This window comes from Paenibacillus sp. GL_099_B (assembly GCF_057835695.1).
The window spans coordinates 2619132-2636308 of the sequence record NZ_CM174430.1; the positions used below are offsets into that span (position 1 = coordinate 2619132).

Consider the following 17177-nt stretch of genomic DNA (forward strand, 5'->3'; position numbering starts at 1 on the left):
TGAAACATCAATTAGGAGAGATGAGATGAAGACGGATTTACCGATACAACCAATTATTCCTGAGCTGAGGCAGTTATTTCAGGAGAAGGATACAGGTGTGTTAATTGCGGAGCCGGGTGCGGGTAAGACGACCGTGGTACCGCTGGCACTGCTGGAGGAGCCATGGATTGCTGGAGGGAAAATCATTATGCTGGAGCCCCGCAGACTCGCCGCTCGCTCGGCAGCTGCACGAATGGCGGCTTCACTAGGTGAAAAGGTGGGACAGACCGTAGGGTATCGGGTGCGGATGGATACGCGTGTAAGTCAGTCCACTCGCATTGAAGTGGTGACGGAGGGTGTATTGACCCGGATGCTTCAACAGGACCAGGGCCTGGAGGACACGGCGATGATCATCTTTGATGAATTTCATGAGCGGCATCTGCATGGTGACCTTGGTCTGGCGCTTGCACTTGAATCCCGGGCCATGCTGCGTCCGGATCTGAAACTGCTGGTGATGTCGGCCACGCTGGACCCCGCTCCTGTCTGTGCACTGCTTGGTGAGGGGACCAAATGGATTGACTGTCCTGGACGAACGTTTCCGGTGGAAACTCGATACGTATCCAAACCGGCATCCGAGCAGATCGAGACTTTTACGGCTCAGGCCGTCGTTAAGGCACTGGCAGAACAGGAAGGGGATGTGCTGGTTTTCCTACCGGGTGCAAAAGAAATCCATCGCACAGAGCGAGAGCTGTCAAACCTCATGCTTCCTGCTTATGTTGAGGTACATGCTCTATATGGCAGCATGCCTGTAGAACGGCAGGATGAAGCCGTGCGACCCGCAGATGAAGGTAAACGGAAGGTTGTGCTGTCCACGTCCATTGCTGAATCCAGTCTTACCTTGGCTGGAGTCAAAGTCGTGGTGGATGCGGGATTGAGCCGTGCCTCGGTATTCTCTCCGCGGACGGGCATGAGTCGGCTCGTCACCCTGCCGGTGTCCAAGGCGTCAGCCGATCAGCGGCGGGGGCGCGCGGGGCGGATTGCACCGGGCGTGTGTTACCGGCTATGGAGCGAAGAGGCCCATGGCGTGCTGCCTGATGCAGCAAAGCCGGAGATTGCCTCCGCGGACCTTGCGCCGCTGGCGCTGGAGCTTGCCGCCTGGGGTGTCCAGTCCCCTGCAGAGCTGCAGTGGCTGGACACCCCGCCTGCCGCAGCCTACGGCCAGGCACAGGCGCTGCTGCGCCAGCTGGGCGGCCTGGACGAGGCAGGCCGCATCACGCCCTTCGGGCGGCGGATGAACACGCTTGGCGTGCATCCGCGACTGGCCAGCATGCTGCTCCGCGCGGCGGAGCTTGGGCTGGCCAGCTACGCCAGCATGCTGGCGGCACTGCTGCAGGAGCCTGCCGGCCTCCGCAGCAGTGGTAGTGCAGGCGCGGGCACCGATCTGCGCCCGCGCGTGGAAGCGCTGCTGACTGCGGACAGCAGCGGCATGCCGCAAGCGGCAGCGTCTGTCGCAGACAGTGCTGCCGTGCGGCGCATGCTCCAGGAGAGCCGCCAGCTGCGCTCGGCGCTCGGCCCGGCGGCCGATCCGGTACGGCCGGATGAGGACAGCTGCGGATGGCTGCTGTCCTTCGCTTATCCGGACCGGATCGGGCAACGCCGGGAGGACGGCCGGTATCTGCTGAGCAGCGGCCGCGGGGTACGGCTCGCAGCGACAGAATCGCTGAGCCGTTCAGCCTATCTGGTCGCAGCCGAAGCCGACGACCAGGGCGCGGATGCGCGCATCCTGCTGGCTGCGCCAGTGCAGGAGAAGAGATTGCTGGACTTTGGTCCGCATATGCTCCATGAAGAGGTTCAGGTAGCCTGGGACCGAAACACCCGCAGTGTGCGTGCACATAGAAGGCTGCGAATTGGAGCCATTACGTTGAAAGAGAGCAGCATTGCACAGCCACCCGAAGACCAGGTGCTCGAAGCATTACTCTCAGGAATACGTATCGAGGGGCTGGATTGTCTGCCCTGGACAAAATCATCGCGACAGCTGGCGGACAGGATGCGCTTTTTACATCATCATTTGCCGGAATGGCCTGATCTTATCGAAGATCATCTGACCGAAGAACTGGCAGAATATCTCAGCCCTTTTCTGACAGGCATGAGATCTGCTGCGGATCTCAAGAGATTGTCGATGCAGGATGTGCTGCTAGGCGGACTAAGCTGGGAGCAGCGACAGCAATTGGATCGTGAAGCTCCTACACATATTCAGGTGCCTAGTGGTTCGCGCATTCCGGTGGATTACAGTCGTCCTGAAGATCCTACGCTCGCAGTGAGACTGCAGGAGATGTTTGGGCAGCAGGAGACCCCGCGTGTTGGTAGTGGTCTAGTACCACTGACCATACATTTGCTGTCCCCTGCACAGAGGCCTGTACAGGTCACACGAGATCTTGCCAACTTTTGGCGGGAAACTTATTTTGAGGTCAAGAAAGACTTGAAAGGACGTTATCCCAAACATTATTGGCCGGATGATCCGCTCGAAGCGATAGCGACTAACCGGGCCAAACCGCGAGTTTAGTTAGAATGGGTTTTCAAACCTCGGTCTGAAAGTTGGATCTGGACATGCCCTGAACGGGATAGTATGCGACGATGGGCAGATTAGGCGTCTTGGGCGCTAACGAACATGAGACGTGTTATACATGAGTTTGAAGCGACTACAGAAGGATAGCGAACCTGAGACACGTTATATCGGAATTTGGAGCTGTTTGTGGCGTTATTTAGGGCGTTTTAGGGGAATAACGTGTCTGGTGCTCCTTACAATTGAAAATTAGAGCATAGGGTCCAATTAAGACGTCCTATGTTCTTTAGAAAAAAGCATGCTGAGCCCACTTGGACTCTTCTGCCCGATTGCTCCGAAATAGGAGCCAACTCCAGATCAGGCTTGGCATATCAACAGTTTATTTTCTGTGTTCGTCTTCGTATCACACCACGTGCAGCTCCTAGCGCGGTGACTCGCTGAATATCAATGGTCGGTCATTCTCCTAGGCCTTCAAGGTTATGATATTGCGGTGGAAGGGTTTGAAAGAAAACAAGGCGGGTAATAACATAGCGAACCACTCAATTAGATGAGGAGGGATTCACTATGCAGAAGAAAATCGTAGGTGTGTTTAATACAGAACGTGAGGCATCATCCGCAATCGAGGGACTGAAAGCGCAAGGATTTACTTCAGATGAAATCTCGGTAGTGACACAGGATCGGGATGAACTGAAGGCCATTCGCGAAGAGACGGGTACAAAAGCACCCGAAGGTGTAGCTGCAGGTGCGGCAACAGGCGGAGTGCTAGGTGGAGTAGCTGGATTGCTCGCTGGTATTGGAGCATTGGCGATTCCGGGCATCGGTCCTATTCTGGCCGCAGGCCCAATTGCCGCAGCCTTTACGGGTGCCGCTGTAGGTGCAGGAGCAGGCGGACTTGTAGGTGGACTCGTCGGTCTGGGCATTCCGGAAGAGGACGCCAGACAGTATGAGGAATACGTGCAAAGTGGTAAAATTCTGTTGCTCGTGGACTCTACGGATCGGGATACTGATGTTTATGACGTGTTCAGCAGTAACAGTTATGTGAACCGGGACAGTATCGATGTCCATCGAGAAGAGGTGCCTACTGAGCGCACGGATCTCGATATGGAAGAGCGCAGACTGGAAGCTCGGGATAAGGCCGCTCGATTTGGCAACAATACTTTTCTATAATTTGGATCACCAAAGACAGGATTCTTCAACTGGAATGATATATGTGAACCACCAGAGGTGGTCATCAGCCGGTTTCCTTAGAGGAAGCCGGCTTTTATACCTGTGTATGATGCATAAATGAACGTCAGAGGTTCAGGTGTTAAACCTGCCAGGCAGGGAATAACAATACATACAGTAATACCGCCAGGGCCAGTCCAATCACCAGCAGCATCAGCGTCAGGAACCGAATCAATTTCGTGGATGCCTGGAATGTTTGTGAATTAATCTGATTGCGTTTTCGGTGATAAGCGGAAGCAGAGCACAGGATGATCAGAATACCACTGACCAAGGAAGTAATACCAATGATGATTGCCGCGATATGGGCCATCCGATCATAGGCCGTTGAACTGAAGCCGAAGCCGGCTGCAAGAAAGCCGATCCCAACCATGGCAATGCCGGTACGAACCCAGGCCAAAAAGGTCCGCTCGTTAGCCAGATGCTGTTGTACATATTTGGAGTCAATGGTAGTTATGTCTTGGTCTGTATCTGAGATGTGAATCACCCCGTTCATCAATATATGGCTTCATTGTACGTCGTTTTCATGGCAAAACCAAGAAAGGAGGCTGTCTGTTATGCCTCGTAAAGGACGAATTACAGAAATTGAGAGTCTGAGGGGAATTGCTTTTGCGGCAGTCGTCCTTCAGCACTCCATAGCTCATTATTCCGTGGTCCCGGAAGCAGGACTGGAAGACGGCGTATTGCTCGCGATCCTGCTGATGCTGTCCAAATTTGCAGTACCCCTGTTTATTTTTATCACAGGTATGGTGCTTTTCTATAATACAGGAGACAAGTTGCATTATGGACGTTTCATGCAAAAGCGATTAACCGATGTAATCGTCCCCTATATTATCTGGTCACTGATCTACTTCACACTCGCGCCTCGCGGCTGGAACGGATTTGGTTGGCAGGATATTCCTGACCTTGGTTTAAAATTAATCACGGGTAAAACGACCTCGCATTTTTGGTACATTATTATGCTTATTCAGTTTTATCTGTTGTTTCCCCTTTTTCTTCGAGCAATCCGTTATTTCTATAATCGATATGAGGGGAAGGGGCGCACAATAGCTCTTCTGATCTCGGGTGTGGTGTACCTTGTGCTCGCGGATCAATTGCGAAATATCGCCAAATTTATGGAATGGTTGAATATCCCGGTGCTGACCGATGCCTTTACAACCTATGCGGATCGAAATTTCCTGTATTTCTTTTTTTATTTTGTGCTTGGTGCGGCAGCCGGGCTATCGGTTCAACGCTGGAATGAGTGGATTCAACGTTTGCGCTGGGGATATTGGACCGTGTTTATTGTACTTGGTCTTCGGTTTATATATAAGTTAATGCAGGAGTTCCAGAAGCCGGAGGGCATACAGATTACGTTCTATACCGTCAGTCTCATCCGGCCGGATATGATCTTATTCCTCATTGCTTCCATCATGGTGATGTACCAACTGGCTGGCAAGCTTCACAATATCAGAGTAACACGATTGCTGGCGTGGATTGGCGGGGTTTCGTACGGGGGATACCTGATGCACATGCTGATGTTGCGCTACAGCTACATTCCGGATGAACAGTTTTATGTGGCATTGGGTTTAAACCCCGTAGTTCGCATGATCATCACCTGGTTGCTGGCGCTTACGTTATCCTGCGTACTCACATGGCTCATCTCTCGCGCAAGCTGGGGCAAGTGGATTGTGGGAACCGTACCGAAGTCAAAACCTGATTAACAGGTGAATACATCATTATATGAAAAATTCAGAACAACAGTGAGTTGAGGGCCAATAAAATGAAGGCAACAACCTGAAAAAAAGTGACGCCAATACCATGATTAACACTTTTTGAAATAAATTTAAAAATTTCATTACATGAAAAATTCATAATAGAAAACCCAAATTCTCGCTCTACCTTACGTTCCTGCCTATCCATCATTTCTCCTTCTTGCCTTCCAACGCCCATGGATTAAAGGGAGAAAGACGGATAAAGATGGCAGAAGGGGAACATAAGTTTTATAATACTAGATATATAGAGCTGACAGGAGGGGAATGAACGTGGCTTTTATGATTGCGCAGCGGGCATTTATTAAGCTGTATCTGATTACGATGGTCGAACAGCACAGGGGATACGGTTATGAGATGCTGGAGGCAATGAAGCAGGAATTCAAAGCCTACGGTTATGTACCACCCCAGAGCGAGATCTACCGGGCGCTGCATGAATTGGTTCAACAGGGTGTCTTTTATCGTACGAAGAAGCTGAAGGGCAGTGATCCCAAAGTCGATTTTCAGGAAATCGTTTTATATCACTTCACGGATGATGGTGCGGAGAAAGCCGAATTATATAAAAAACAGGTTAAAGCCGATCTCGATCGTTGTCTCGGCATGTTACACAAGGCAGAAGAGGACAATTACGGAGTGAAAGGAAGATAAGCATGGACAGACACTTACAGTGGGGTGTACTTGGTACATCTACAATCGCGAAAAATGCAGTCATTCCGGCGATTCAACAATCCGAAAGTGGTGAGGTCTTGGCGATAGCCAGCCGCAGCAAAGAGAAGGCTGAAGCACTTGCGAATGAACTCGACATTGCCAGAGCGTATGGCAGCTATGATGAACTCATTGCGGACCCGGATATTGAAGCTGTGTATATTCCTCTGCCGAACCACATGCATAAGGAGTGGACGATTAAGGCTGCTCAGGCTGGAAAACATGTATTATGTGAGAAACCGGCTGCTCTGAATTCAGATGAAGCGGCGGAAATGATTGAGGTATGTCAACAGCACGGTGTACTGTTTGCAGAGGCCATTATGTATCGATACCACCCCAAGCATAGACGTGTGCAAGAAATTATAGCCAGTGGGGAGATTGGTACGGTCAGAGCCCTCCACGGCAACTTTACCTGCAATACCGCTGACGATAAAGACAATGTAAGATTCAAAAGGGAGATGGGCGGAGGATCATTATTTGATCTTGGCGTATATCCAATCTCGGCAGCCCGCATGTATCTGGGGCAGGAGCCGGAAGCGGTAACGGTACACGCTCTATTTTCCGAAGAACATGATGGCGTCGATATGATGGCTTCAGGACTTGTGGAGTTTCCCAATTCAGTAGCGTTAACGTTTGACTGTGGCATGTGGGCCTCTGGACGAGCTGAGATGGAGATTCTCGGTACCGATGGTCGGATTGAACTGCCCAAGGTGTTCGGCTGGGAGAACAGTGATATTCCACCACAGATTATCGTGCACACCGATTCCGTCAGCCGAGAGGAACGTGTATCGGTATCCAACTCCTATGTTTTGCAGGTGGAGACATTTGCAGCCGCGGTGCTTGAGGGAGAAGCATTGCCGTTCAGTCCGCAAAATACCATTGAGAATATGCGTGTCATTGATGCATGCCTGGAATCGGCACGAACCCGTCAACGGGTGCAATTAGTGGATTAAAACAGGAGCTAACATAATAGCATGATAGATGATAGGACATGATCGAAATGGTAGACTCCATCCCCCGGGATGTGAGTCTTTTGTTGTAATTAATTGTTGTGTTTATATATTTTTACAATAATAACGGTTAAATTTGATATTTACTCCAAAATGATGTGATATAAATAGTAAATAGATGGCTTGTTCACTATAATCTAGCAGAACGTACATCCAGGCAGAATTATTCACATCTCATATTACTTACATAGTGGCAACGTTCATCCATTTTAAGTCATTGGGAGGCTGGATTTATGAAAAAGTTTTTGTCTACAGCTCTGCTCGCGGTTATGTTAACGATTGTCTTCTTCACAGGTTCACAGTTCGCTCCGGTTGGACAGCAGAAGGCTGCAGCGGCAACGTGTACCATCATCAATACGTTTACTGGTGTGGCCAACTATCTCAGCGCCAATGGACAACTGCCATGCAATTACATTACCAAAGCACAGGCAACGGCACTGGGCTGGGTATCGTCGCAAGGTAACCTCGCTACGGTTGCTCCGGGCAAAAGTATCGGTGGAGACGTGTTTAGCAACCGGGGAGGATTGCTTCCAGCAGCGAGTGGCCGCACTTGGCGTGAAGCGGATATCAACTACACTTCCGGTTTCCGTAATTCTGACCGCATCCTGTACTCCAATGACGGCTTGATTTACAAAACGACAGACCACTATGCATCATTTACTCGCTTGAAATAAGGAAGGACATGACCGACATGAAGAGGGTAGTGCTTAACGGTGAGGACTTTTCTAGCACGACAGAGCTGCATGAGTTGTTGAAGCAAAAGCTTGAACTGCCAGACTTTTACGGTGTAAATCTGGACGCCTTGTGGGACTGCCTTACAGGCATGATTGAGCTGCCGCTTGAATTAACCTGGACGAACTACCAGATCAGCAAGGAACGGCTGGGTAGTGAGGCAGAGAAGGTGTACCAGTTGATGCTGGAGGCGGAAGAAGAGAGTATTGGATTTCAATTCAAGACTGAGGACTAGTAGATGAACTACGAATCATAACAGCAAATTTTGGTGCAAAGAGAACAGACCCTTCGGTCTGTTTTTTTGTGTTTTATGGGGACGAACACATCGTTAAAAATATTTTCACGAAAGGGTTGATTTTCGCATATCATACGTTAAAATAAAATTAACATTAAAAATATTTTCACGTTGAGAGGCGGAGTAATCATGAGCGAAGGTACAGTCGCACGCAAACAAGGGATCGGGGAATTAATTCGGATTAAACCTTATGTGCAGTTTATGGTGAGCAAGGTTGTATCCAGATTTGGCGATTCGATTGATTCCATTGCCTATAGCTGGATGGTGTACATTCTGACAGGTTCAAAGCTGCTGATGGGAACACTGCTGGCTGTTAATTTTTTGCCGAGTATCTTTCTGGGGCTGTTTGTCGGTGCACTGGTTGATCGCATGTCGCCCAAAAAGGTGATTGTGCTCACGAATACTGGTCGAGGATTATTTGTTGGCATTACAGCACTATTGTTTGGTCTGGGTGAGCTGCAAGTCTGGCATCTGTTCGTCATCACCATTTTGAATTCCCTTCTGGAATGTTTCGCGTCACCCGCAGAGGTATCCAGTGTACCGCGATTACTTCCCAAATCGATGCTGCTGTCTGGTAATGCCATGGCCTCATCTGCAACCCGGGTTGCAGAACTCGCAGGACTTGCAGTGGCGGGAACGTTAATTGCAACGGCAGGGATTACATGGACGATATTGATCGATGCGGGCTTGTTTGCCTTAAGTGCACTCCTGATGAGCCGTGTGGGGTACCCGAAAACATCAACATCATCTAACAATGAAAATACATCACTAGATTCATCTGATTCTCCTCCAGCAAGAAAAAGTATATTCTCTGAAATGACAGAAGCCTTTCATTTTATGCGTAAACATGTGTTGTTACTAATCGTCTCGATTCTGTTTGCCTTCGTCAACTTCTGTCTGATGCCATTCAATGTCCTTCGCACGCCATATGTCATTGAAACGTTGCACGCCGGCGCGGGAGGATTAAGTCTACTCAGTGGGCTGATTGTGGCAGGCATGGTACTGAGCGGCTTGTGGCTGTCTCACCGAGGATCGAATTACCGTAAAAGTGTGCTGGTCATCGTAGGCATTGTCATGTTGGGGCTCAGTTATGCCATGACTGCACTCCCGGCTTACATGACGTCCTACCAGCTGCCTGTTGCTGCTGTCTTTTGTCTGATGATGGGCATGGGGATTCCACTCGCTACAACACCCCTTGCATCCTATCTGATGGAAGTTACGCCTTCCGATATGCTTGGCAGAGTGTATGCCCTTCAAAGTATGCTCGTCGTGAGTGTTGCTCCATTAGGCAGCTTGGTTTCAGGAGCTCTTGCCGATTGGGTAGCAGTGCCGATTCTGTTTATCGTGTTTGGTGTTTTGCTTGCTATGTCAGCCGCTCTGGTGCTTCTGAGCAAGACTTTCCGCACTGTTCTATAATAGGGCTTCCTGAAGCCTGTTATCTTCAGCCTGTTTTGACCGAAGCCCTGTTCTGACGGTATAATATACACATGATGAGCAACAGGTACCCCGGAAATGAGGATACAGGTATGCAGCGCAAAGTACTTTCAACGATTGAAGAAATTAAGGTCTACTCCGATCCGTATCGGATACAGATCATGAATATGTTTAATAAACAGGGCAGACCCTCTACGGTTAAAGAGATCGCAGACCAGATGGGCGAAGTACCAGCCAAGGTACATTATCATGTGAAGAAACTGGAGAAAATCGGTCTGCTCACCATCGTATCCACTCGTGAAATTAATGGAATCATCGCCAAATATTATGAGCCCTTCAAGGGAGAAATCCAGCTCCGTAACGAAGATGAAGAGAATTCACCTTTGAAGGAGGTATTTCGTTCCGAAACCTTCAAATTGTTAAATGAAATGTTTGAGCAGAGCCGTAGGCGATTTATGAATCAGGCGGAAAACGGGGACCGTATGTTTATCTCGGATATGACGTTGTATGCTAGCCGGGAAGAAGTAGAGCAGTTGTACAACAACATTACGAAGATGTGTGAACCCTATTTAACGAAAGACAGGCATGATGCGGACCAAGAGGTCTTTCATTTATTCAGTTCCCTATCCAAAGATACGGTGAATAAGCCCGCTTCGAAAACCGCTGGGAAATTAAAAAAGAAGGCTTCACCCGATAAGGGCAAGCCCGCTGCCAAAACGTCAAGACCTGCTAAAAAGCAGAAGGAATCCTCGTCTGGTGGACAGGCGGAAGAGTAACCGAAGCATATTCATCGGCTTTATTGAAGTTCCGTCTGTGTAAAGATGATATGCTGGACCAAGAAAAAAGCCGCCATTGGCGGCTTTTTCATGCGTAATTTGGCATGATGGAAGACATATACCTATTTTAGCGTAAACGACCTTAATTCGTTCATAAACTACATGTTTTCATCATAATCTTTCACGTCACGTTTGGCTGCGGTTGCGGGGGAGTTCGATGTGCCATATTCCTCGACGGCTTCCCAGGCGTCAGCGTTATCGAACTTGCCAGCATTGCGCTGTCTTACTTCACCGGCACCGCTTGGCGGCATCGTCATGACTTCCTCCTCAACGGGCCGTTCGTTGCTTAACTCGCGGTTAGGCGTATCATCGATACAGTAGGCTGTGTAAGGGATCGCTTCGAGTCGTTCAAAGGGAATATCCTTACCACAGGTCACACAGGAGCCATACGTTCCTTGTTCGATTCGCTCCAGCGCTTCATTCACCTGGTTGAACTCGTCGGTTAACGTATCATCTATCGCCAGGTCACGGCTTCGCTCAAACGTCTCCGTACCAGCATCTGCTGGGTGATTATCGTATGATGACAGCTCACCAGTTGAATCTTTCAGGGACTCGGCTGGAGCACCGTCTTCCATGCTGGATTCAAAATGACGCTGTAGGTTTTCACGTTGTTCCAAAAGAGCGTTTTTCAGCTCTTGAAGTTGATCTTTGGTTAATGTACTCATAAGGACATGCTCCTTTCCCGCAATGGGGTTGTAGTCAGTCCTTACCCGAATTTCATAAGTAGCAATCAGTTTCGTGTGTAAAGAGGGTCGTTCGATTTTATATCTGACGGATAATGTGTTATAAAAAATATAGAGAGAAAATGCGGCGGTATCGAAGATCTTCTTGTGCTTACCGCGGCGCGTTTGATAATGGAGGGTTGTCAATATGGATGAGCATATGAAACGAAGATTGGACAAACAAAGACAATTGTTCAAACAATTGGGCGTGCAGCTAGACGCTTTATCGATTCATGAAAAACAATTCAATTATAAACTTCGTGGTTATGATCCGGATGAGGTGGATGCTTATCTTGATTTGGTTATTAAAGATTACGAACGTTTCTATGCCAATATAGCGGATCTGATGGACAAGTGGCAAGAGCAGCAGTTAACGATTCGGGATCTGAAGTCATCGGCGAAGCCAGTGGAAGATCCAACGAAGATTGATCGCAAACAACTGGATGATATTGTGAAACAATTGGAATACAGCGTTCGGCAGTTAAAAATTCGGGCACGCCCTGAACAGGACCTGTTCTCCGAGTAAGTCTACACATCTGGGATTATATAAAATCAGCATTATAATGCTCAAATAAAAGGTGGTTAATCATGAGTACTCATTTTTCGGTCAGTGTGCATTGTTTGTTGTTGTTGTCTTTCAGCGCGCCTGAACGAATCACTTCGGCACTGATTGCAGGTAGTGTGAATACCAACCCTGTCGTGGTCAGACGTATTCTCGGCGGATTGAAAAAGGCAGGACTTGTGGACTCCTCACCAGGAACGAGAGGATTTTACCTCGCCAAGCCCTCAAGTGAAATCACATTAGCCATGATCTATCAGGCTGCCAAGGATGAAGGCCCATTGTTTCCGATTCACGGTAACTGTAATCCAAATTGTGATGTTGGCCTTCGTATTGACAGCCTTCTGACTAACCTGTATCAGGTTGCTGAATCAAAGGTGGAACAGTTCTTCGCATCCATTACTCTTGAAGATATGGAGCGTTCCTGTTCCCAGCTTGAAGTTCTTCCATCACATGCCGAATAAAGCGTAATGTAAGGGAAAGGGAAGGTGTGCTGTACTATGAAAATTATTGTCATCTCGGACACTCATTTACCTCGAAGAGCACGTAAGTTACCCGATCCCTTGGTTGAGGCGCTATCAGATGCCGATCTGATTCTCCATGCGGGGGACTGGTCGGACTGGAGTGTATACGAGCTGCTCAGCGCTTACGCACCAGTTGAAGGTGTTGCAGGTAATACAGACCCGCCAGAAATAGGTCAAAAACTCGGGTTCTCCCGCATCGTTGAGGCAGACGGTTTGCGTCTTGGTCTTGTACATGGTCATCTGGGAACGAAGTCTACCGAGCAGAATGCGATCCACACTTTTGCAGGGCAGCAGGTGGATGCTGTGATTTTTGGACATTCGCACATTCCGGTGATGCATACGGTCAATGATGTGCTGATATTTAATCCGGGCTCTCCTACGGATCGGCGCTTTCAGCCCCAATATTCTTTTGGTATCATGACTACAAATTTAGGGAAATTGCAGGCGGAACATGTTTTTTATGATGTAAAATAGAAGTTGCAAACTAGGCATCTCGAATCAGAAGGATCTTCTGTTATTCGGGGTGCTTTTTGTTATGTATGCATTCAAAAGGGAACTTGCAAGTTATCTCTGAATGGGGAATATGGTCCGCTGTTTATCTGTCATTCATCTCTTCTCGTTGCCCCCTATGGTGGCCTTCGTATGAATGATACAATGCGTTTACAACAATAAATTGAATACGTTTACATAAGGAGATGAATGTTGATGAAATTGTCTGTATTCACTGTTGCCACACCGGACTTGACCGCAGAAGAATTGGCTTCTGCTGCAGCCGCAGCAGGCATTGAAGGGATCGAATGGAGATATCGTGGAATACCGGCGGATGCTTTGTCCGAAGAACCTTCTTATTGGAGACATAATCGTTGCTCGATAGATCCGGATCAATGGGAGGAACAGGTACCGGAATTTCGTGAAGCGGCAAAAAAGCATGGCAGACAGTCGATTGCATTGGTGCCATATCTGAGCTGTGGAGATCTGCTTGCCACGGAGCAAGCATTTCAAACTGCACAAGCCTTAGGAGCATCCATGATGCGTGTTGGGGTTCCCGGTTATGATCGTAAAACCAGCTATCCTGAATTATACAAACAAGCTGTGCATTATCTGAACGAGGTTCAAGAGATGGCCCAACAGTATAAGGTAAAAGCTGTAGTAGAAACCCATCATCAAACGATTGCCCCCACTGCATCACTAGCTTATCGGCTCGTGCAATCGCTGGATTCACAGCATGTAGGGGTGTTGTACGATCCAGGCAACATGGTCCATGAAGGATATGAGAACCATCGTATGGGACTGGAATTACTGGGACCTTATCTGGCACATGTGCATGTGAAGAATGCGGCTTGGTTCAAGGATGAATCAAACAAGAATTCGAATTCCAGTGTGAATGAACAAAATACAGAAATCTTGCTAACATCAAACTGGCATTGTCAGTGGGCCCCCTTGACTGAAGGCGTGGTGAACTGGTTGCAAGTATTCCGTGACCTTAAATCCGTTGGGTATGATGGATATTACGGGATTGAGGATTTTAGCGGGGTCTTGAAATCGAAGGCGATGTTACAGCATTTTGCAGATGTTTTTGCCGAAATTGAACGTCGTGTGGACGAGGAGGTACAGGTATGAGTTTGGTTCGAGTAGCCGTTATTGGAATTGGGAATATGGGTGCAGCCCATGCCAGAACGTTGGTAGCAGGAGAGGTACCTGGTGCAGAACTGGTGGCTGTGTGTGATGTGAGACAAGAAATGGAGAGCTGGGTATCCAGCAATCTTCCGGCTTCAGTCACTTATTGGCAGGATGCGGAGCAGATGATGTCATCAGGGACGATTGATGCGGTAATTATAGCAACCCCGCATTATGACCATCCCGAAAAGGCCATTCAGGCTTTTCAGAATGGTTTGCATGTCATGATTGAGAAACCTGCCGGAGTATACACCAAACAGGTACGCAAGATGAATGAAGCCGCGGCTACCAGCGGCAAAGTGTTTTCCATGATGTATAACCAGCGAACCAACCCTTTATATATCAAACTAAAAGATCTAATTGCCTCGGGAGAACTGGGTGAGGTACGGCGTACCAACTGGATTATTACGAACTGGTATCGCTCTCAGAGCTATTATGATTCAGGCGGCTGGCGGGCAACGTGGGCTGGTGAAGGGGGCGGTGTCCTGATCAACCAAGACCCTCATCAACTGGACCTGTGGCAATGGACCATCGGCATGATGCCGGTGCGTATGCGTGCCTTCTGTTCATTCGGCAAATACCGGAACATTGAAGTGGAAGATGATGTAACGGCATATGTCGAATATGAAAATGGAGCAACAGGTGTATTCGTGACCACAACGGGTGAAGCACCAGGCACCAACCGATTCGAAGTCAATGGGGATCGTGGGAAAATTGTCATTGAAGATGGTCAGTTGACCTTCTGGCGTCTTCGTGAACCCGAGCCTGAATTCAATCAGAGATTTACCGGAGGATTTGGACAGCCGGAATGCTGGAAATGCGAGGTGCCAATTACGGGTGTGGAAACCGGACATCCTGGCCTGATTCGCAACTGGATCGATGCCATCCTGAACGGGACACCGCTCATTGCTCCCGGTGAAGAGGGTATCCATGGTTTGACTTTGTCTAATGCTATGCTGCTGTCAACCTGGACGGATAACTGGGTAGATCTGCCGATCAATGAGGATTTGTTCTATGAGCATTTGCAGCAGCGGATTGCCAGTTCAAATACAAAGAAAGACAAGGTAGGCAGCAGCAGTCAACCTGCTGATCTGTCAAAGACATTTAAGTAAGTGGAACTTATACACCAAGCTGAACTTAAGGCGTGTACAGGATAACTGAACCGATAAACGGAAAATCCAATTGAATTGGAAAGGTGGAGAAGGTATGGCTAAAGACGGCATGTTTTATGCACCAAAGAGTCTGAAAAAAGAGATCGTATGCGGTCCAGGTGAGTTTACCATTGCTGCTGTAGCGTTGGACCATGGACATATCTACGGCATGGTTGGCGGGCTGGTGGAAGCTGGGGCAACGCTTAAATGGGTATATGATCCTGACCCAGCTAAAGTCGAGGCTTTTCGGAAACAGTTCCCGCAGGCACAGATTGCGGCATCTGAAGCAGATGTACTTGCCGACGATGAAGTACAGCTCGTAGCCGGAGCAGCCATTACATCGGAACGTGCGCCACTCGGCATGAGAGTCATGGCCGCAGGCAAAGATTATTTTACGGATAAAGCCCCTTTTACTACATTAGATCAACTGTCCCTTGCACGTGAAGAGGTTAGACGCACTGGGAAGAAGTATATGGTCTATTACAGTGAGCGTCTGCACGTGGAAAGTGCGATCTATGCCGGACAACTGATCGAACAGGGAGCCATCGGCAAGGTTGTTCAGGTTATGGGGACAGGGCCGCATCGATTAAACGCGGGAGGTCGGCCTGAATGGTTCTTCCAGCATGAAAAGTATGGCGGCATCCTCTGTGATATTGGAAGTCATCAGATCGAGCAGTTTCTGACCTTTGCTTCGTGTACGGATGCAGAAGTGGCGTTCAGTCGGGTGAACAATTTCAATCATCCACAATTCCCGGAACTGGAGGACTTTGGCGAAGCATCACTCATCGGCGACAACGGGGCTTCCGGTTACTTCCGCGTAGACTGGTTTACACCGGATGGTTTGGGTACCTGGGGCGATGGGCGAACGGTTATTTTGGGAACGGACGGATACATTGAGCTGCGCAAGTATATCGACGTGGCCAGAGAGCCTGAAGGCGATCAGGTATATCTGGTTAACCATGAAGGGGAATACCGTTATAGCGTCAAAGGACAGGTCGGTTATCCATTCTTCGGTGAACTGATCCGGGACTGTCTCGATCGAACAGAGAATGCGATGACACAGGAGCATGCGTTTAAAGCGGCAGAACTCTGCTTGATTGCGCAGCATAAGGCAATGAGTGAGAGAGTGGTATGGAGTAGTGGTGCGAAGTAAACGCTTTTATATAAGATAGTAGTTAGATTATGTAAAGGAAGAGCAGCCTGGTGTAGGTTGCTCTTTTGTTTGTTGTAGTAACTTCGCAAATGGAACAATATGGTTTATTATGAAAGTAGTTCAGAAACTGAGCTGAATGTGTGGTGTTTATGAAGTACATAAATTAGATGTTATCAGAAATCATTTGCAAGTATAGAAGCCTCTAAAAGGAGTAAGAGAATGAAAAAGAACAAGACTCCAATACTAGAATTAACTACTCAAGAGAGAAAGGAGTTAAGAAAAAATAAAATACTAATTAGTGAAATTTATAAATTAACAAATAACGAGATTTGCTTAATTATGAATGTTTCAGAAAATAGAGCCAAGGAAATAAAGGCTTTATCTGAGTTTCAAAGTTTACCTTCAATTGGACCTAAATTTGCAAAGGATTTATTAATGTTAGGTTATTATTCATTGAATGAAATAAGAGATAAAGATGGCGCCAGATTATTTGATGATTTAGAACATTTGTATGGGGAAAGAATTGATCCTTGTGTTGAAGATCAATTTAGATTCGTTATATATTGCGCTAATAATAGTTACTGTGGGAACCAATGGTGGGATTTCACCGAGGAAAGAAAACATTACAGGGATACTTATGGATATTCTAAAGAAAGACCTGAATAATGACTATTGAAGTATATAAGATAAATCGGAAAGGCATATGACATCTGATAACACCATATTCAAGCTTCGGGGCATCCGCCCCTCGGTCCGGCCGAAGTTAGATGTGGATTCGGAGGGGCATTTCAGTAGCGAGGTAGCGAATTCAGACGGACACATCCCTCCACCTAACCGCATCGCGGCCGCCCTTCGGGCTTAAGGT

18 protein-coding genes are annotated in these 17177 nt (G+C 48.1%); 16 read left to right on the forward strand and 2 right to left on the reverse strand.

The genetic code is table 11. The annotated features are described in order from the left end of the window. Nucleotides 1–25 precede the first annotated feature (25 nt). Nucleotides 26–2542, forward strand: coding sequence for an ATP-dependent helicase HrpB (hrpB, locus tag AC3ITG_RS12240; protein ID WP_489253842.1), 2517 nt, complete (start codon nucleotides 26–28; stop codon nucleotides 2540–2542). 564 nt (nucleotides 2543–3106) lie between these two features. Next, nucleotides 3107–3709 (forward strand): general stress protein, encoded by a 603-nt coding sequence (locus tag AC3ITG_RS12245; protein WP_489253843.1) that lies wholly within the window; start codon nucleotides 3107–3109, stop codon nucleotides 3707–3709. A 139-nt stretch (nucleotides 3710–3848) separates the two neighbouring features. On the opposite strand, the gene AC3ITG_RS12250 is transcribed toward AC3ITG_RS12245, so the two are convergent. Continuing rightward, nucleotides 3849–4259 (reverse strand): YidH family protein, encoded by a 411-nt coding sequence (locus tag AC3ITG_RS12250; RefSeq protein WP_310852639.1) that lies wholly within the window; start codon nucleotides 4257–4259, stop codon nucleotides 3849–3851. Between the two features lie 61 nt (nucleotides 4260–4320). Between AC3ITG_RS12250 and AC3ITG_RS12255 the strand changes: the two genes are divergently transcribed. The 7 genes from AC3ITG_RS12255 to AC3ITG_RS12285 all read left to right on the forward strand — a co-directional run bounded on the left by AC3ITG_RS12255 (nucleotide 4321) and on the right by AC3ITG_RS12285 (nucleotide 10466). Next, nucleotides 4321–5466, forward strand: coding sequence for an acyltransferase (locus tag AC3ITG_RS12255; protein ID WP_489253844.1), 1146 nt, complete (start codon nucleotides 4321–4323; stop codon nucleotides 5464–5466). Nucleotides 5467–5787: 321 nt separating this feature from the next. Beyond that, a complete protein-coding gene (locus AC3ITG_RS12260; RefSeq protein ID WP_063563231.1) occupies nucleotides 5788–6162 on the forward strand; it encodes a replication termination protein in 375 nt (124 codons plus the stop codon). Between the two features lie 2 nt (nucleotides 6163–6164). Beyond that, entirely contained in the window at nucleotides 6165–7172 is a 1008-nt protein-coding gene (locus AC3ITG_RS12265) for a Gfo/Idh/MocA family protein (protein WP_489253845.1), read from the forward strand. A 290-nt stretch (nucleotides 7173–7462) separates the two neighbouring features. Then, entirely contained in the window at nucleotides 7463–7903 is a 441-nt protein-coding gene (locus tag AC3ITG_RS12270) for a ribonuclease (RefSeq protein WP_489253846.1), read from the forward strand. A 17-nt stretch (nucleotides 7904–7920) separates the two neighbouring features. Continuing rightward, the gene (locus AC3ITG_RS12275; RefSeq protein WP_489253847.1) at nucleotides 7921–8196 is read left to right on the forward strand and encodes a barstar family protein; all 276 of its coding nucleotides are present in this window, start codon (nucleotides 7921–7923) and stop codon (nucleotides 8194–8196) included. Between the two features lie 189 nt (nucleotides 8197–8385). Beyond that, a complete protein-coding gene (locus AC3ITG_RS12280; protein WP_489253848.1) occupies nucleotides 8386–9672 on the forward strand; it encodes an MFS transporter in 1287 nt (428 codons plus the stop codon). Nucleotides 9673–9782: 110 nt separating this feature from the next. Further along, nucleotides 9783–10466: an ArsR/SmtB family transcription factor gene (locus AC3ITG_RS12285; protein WP_489253849.1), complete on the forward strand. Its 684-nt coding sequence runs from the start codon at nucleotides 9783–9785 to the stop codon at nucleotides 10464–10466. Between the two features lie 158 nt (nucleotides 10467–10624). Here AC3ITG_RS12285 and AC3ITG_RS12290 read toward each other — a convergent pair whose 3' ends face one another. Continuing rightward, the gene (locus AC3ITG_RS12290; RefSeq protein ID WP_076289586.1) at nucleotides 10625–11191 is read right to left on the reverse strand and encodes a TraR/DksA C4-type zinc finger protein; all 567 of its coding nucleotides are present in this window, start codon (nucleotides 11189–11191) and stop codon (nucleotides 10625–10627) included. A gap of 205 nt (nucleotides 11192–11396) precedes the next feature. Between AC3ITG_RS12290 and AC3ITG_RS12295 the strand changes: the two genes are divergently transcribed. The 7 genes from AC3ITG_RS12295 (at nucleotide 11397) to AC3ITG_RS12325 (ending at nucleotide 16978) form a co-directional block, all read left to right on the forward strand. Next, nucleotides 11397–11774, forward strand: a complete 378-nt coding sequence (locus tag AC3ITG_RS12295) for a DivIVA domain-containing protein (protein WP_024630343.1) — start codon at nucleotides 11397–11399, stop codon at nucleotides 11772–11774. Between the two features lie 62 nt (nucleotides 11775–11836). Beyond that, entirely contained in the window at nucleotides 11837–12271 is a 435-nt protein-coding gene (locus AC3ITG_RS12300) for an Rrf2 family transcriptional regulator (protein ID WP_413377655.1), read from the forward strand. Between the two features lie 36 nt (nucleotides 12272–12307). Continuing rightward, on the forward strand, nucleotides 12308–12805 hold the full coding sequence (locus AC3ITG_RS12305; protein ID WP_489253850.1) for a metallophosphoesterase family protein: 498 nt from the start codon (nucleotides 12308–12310) through the stop codon (nucleotides 12803–12805). A 231-nt stretch (nucleotides 12806–13036) separates the two neighbouring features. Further along, the gene (locus AC3ITG_RS12310) at nucleotides 13037–13951 is read left to right on the forward strand and encodes a sugar phosphate isomerase/epimerase family protein (protein WP_489253851.1); all 915 of its coding nucleotides are present in this window, start codon (nucleotides 13037–13039) and stop codon (nucleotides 13949–13951) included. Further along, nucleotides 13948–15120: a Gfo/Idh/MocA family protein gene (locus AC3ITG_RS12315; protein WP_489253852.1), complete on the forward strand. Its 1173-nt coding sequence runs from the start codon at nucleotides 13948–13950 to the stop codon at nucleotides 15118–15120. The genes AC3ITG_RS12310 and AC3ITG_RS12315 overlap by 4 nt, the downstream gene beginning before the upstream one ends. A 94-nt stretch (nucleotides 15121–15214) precedes the next feature. Further along, entirely contained in the window at nucleotides 15215–16312 is a 1098-nt protein-coding gene (locus AC3ITG_RS12320; protein WP_489253853.1) for a Gfo/Idh/MocA family protein, read from the forward strand. Nucleotides 16313–16531: 219 nt separating this feature from the next. Then, nucleotides 16532–16978 (forward strand): helix-hairpin-helix domain-containing protein, encoded by a 447-nt coding sequence (locus AC3ITG_RS12325; protein WP_062330028.1) that lies wholly within the window; start codon nucleotides 16532–16534, stop codon nucleotides 16976–16978. Nucleotides 16979–17177 lie beyond the last annotated feature (199 nt).

Coding starts and splice junctions, on each gene's coding strand:
- hrpB (WP_489253842.1), top strand. CDS start 26: ATGAAGACGGATTTACCGATACAACCAATTATTCCTGAGCTGAGGCAG.
- AC3ITG_RS12245 (WP_489253843.1), top strand. CDS start 3,107: ATGCAGAAGAAAATCGTAGGTGTGTTTAATACAGAACGTGAGGCATCA.
- AC3ITG_RS12250 (WP_310852639.1), bottom strand. CDS start 4,259: ATGAACGGGGTGATTCACATCTCAGATACAGACCAAGACATAACTACC.
- AC3ITG_RS12255 (WP_489253844.1), top strand. CDS start 4,321: ATGCCTCGTAAAGGACGAATTACAGAAATTGAGAGTCTGAGGGGAATT.
- AC3ITG_RS12265 (WP_489253845.1), top strand. CDS start 6,165: ATGGACAGACACTTACAGTGGGGTGTACTTGGTACATCTACAATCGCG.
- AC3ITG_RS12270 (WP_489253846.1), top strand. CDS start 7,463: ATGAAAAAGTTTTTGTCTACAGCTCTGCTCGCGGTTATGTTAACGATT.
- AC3ITG_RS12275 (WP_489253847.1), top strand. CDS start 7,921: ATGAAGAGGGTAGTGCTTAACGGTGAGGACTTTTCTAGCACGACAGAG.
- AC3ITG_RS12280 (WP_489253848.1), top strand. CDS start 8,386: ATGAGCGAAGGTACAGTCGCACGCAAACAAGGGATCGGGGAATTAATT.
- AC3ITG_RS12285 (WP_489253849.1), top strand. CDS start 9,783: ATGCAGCGCAAAGTACTTTCAACGATTGAAGAAATTAAGGTCTACTCC.
- AC3ITG_RS12290 (WP_076289586.1), bottom strand. CDS start 11,191: ATGAGTACATTAACCAAAGATCAACTTCAAGAGCTGAAAAACGCTCTT.
- AC3ITG_RS12295 (WP_024630343.1), top strand. CDS start 11,397: ATGGATGAGCATATGAAACGAAGATTGGACAAACAAAGACAATTGTTC.
- AC3ITG_RS12300 (WP_413377655.1), top strand. CDS start 11,837: ATGAGTACTCATTTTTCGGTCAGTGTGCATTGTTTGTTGTTGTTGTCT.
- AC3ITG_RS12305 (WP_489253850.1), top strand. CDS start 12,308: ATGAAAATTATTGTCATCTCGGACACTCATTTACCTCGAAGAGCACGT.
- AC3ITG_RS12310 (WP_489253851.1), top strand. CDS start 13,037: ATGAAATTGTCTGTATTCACTGTTGCCACACCGGACTTGACCGCAGAA.
- AC3ITG_RS12315 (WP_489253852.1), top strand. CDS start 13,948: ATGAGTTTGGTTCGAGTAGCCGTTATTGGAATTGGGAATATGGGTGCA.
- AC3ITG_RS12320 (WP_489253853.1), top strand. CDS start 15,215: ATGGCTAAAGACGGCATGTTTTATGCACCAAAGAGTCTGAAAAAAGAG.
- AC3ITG_RS12325 (WP_062330028.1), top strand. CDS start 16,532: ATGAAAAAGAACAAGACTCCAATACTAGAATTAACTACTCAAGAGAGA.